This is a genomic window from Natrinema gari JCM 14663 (assembly GCF_000337175.1).
Taxonomy (GTDB): Archaea; Halobacteriota; Halobacteria; order Halobacteriales; family Natrialbaceae; genus Natrinema; species Natrinema gari.
Window position 1 is genome coordinate 1 of sequence record NZ_AOIJ01000069.1, and the last position, 1,023, is coordinate 1,023.

General features: G+C 64.0%; 1 protein-coding gene. It reads left to right on the plus strand.

The window, feature by feature from the left end; all coding sequences use genetic code 11:
- Positions 1–1,023: PriCT-2 domain-containing protein (locus C486_RS16670; protein ID WP_193787481.1), on the plus strand; the 1,023-nt coding region annotated here is incomplete at both ends.

The following is a 1,023-nucleotide window of genomic DNA, read 5'->3' on the forward strand; positions in this document are numbered from 1 at the left end:
CTGCCGTCACTCCAGCCGTTTTTCGACCGCGGCGCGTACATCGAGTTCTCACCGTCGGGCGGCGGGATCCACATCCCGATCGCCGGGTTCGAGGTGCCGGAGTGGTGGGCCGACCAGCACTTTAGCGCCGAGGAGCACGAGGGCGTCGAGGCACTGACGAACAAGTTCTGTACGTTCACCGGCGACACGCTCAAGAACGCCGGCGAGGACGTCGTCGACTACGGCGAGTGGCTCGACGAGTGGCTCCTCGAGGCCTACAAGGCGATCACCGGCGAGGACCCACTCGAGAACGACAGCGAGATCGAGCCCGAAGACGCACCGGACAGTTCGAGCGCTGGGCAGCCAGGCGACCGTGACGAGTGGATGCCCGCCGAGATCGCCGAGGAGGCACTCGACCATATCAACCCCGACGTCACCTACACAACGTGGCGCGACATCGGTATGGGGCTGGTCAACCACTTCGGCAAAACGACTGGCGGCTCGCTGTTCAAGCAGTGGTCGCGTAGCGGGACGAAATGGGACAGCGACGCCGAATCGCAGGCCGACCGAGTCATCAACGACGCCTCGGACTGGAATTACGGCATCGGGACAGTCATCAAACACGCCTCGAGCAACGGATGGGACGCCTCGGCGGCGGCTCGCGAGGCGATGGGTACCCCGCGGCCGGATCCAGACGGTGACGGCGACGATGGCGAGGCGGACACCAGCTCACCATCGGGCAGTGCGGCGACACCGATCGAGCGCGTCGCCGGTGGGCTCAACATCCGAAAGACGACGAAAGACGGTGAGGTCTACTACGAGAAACTGACTAACTTCTGGATCGATGTCGACGCGATCCTCGAGCGGGACGACGGCAGCGTCGAGTACCTGCTGACGATCGACCCCGTCGGCGAGGATGATTACCAGGTTGCTGTCGAGCCGGTCGTGTTCAACGACAAACGCCAGTTCGAGTCGAAGGTCTGCGGCGAAGGTCTCTCGGCTACCTACGACGGGAGCCCGTCGGACCTCAACCGACTGAAAGAG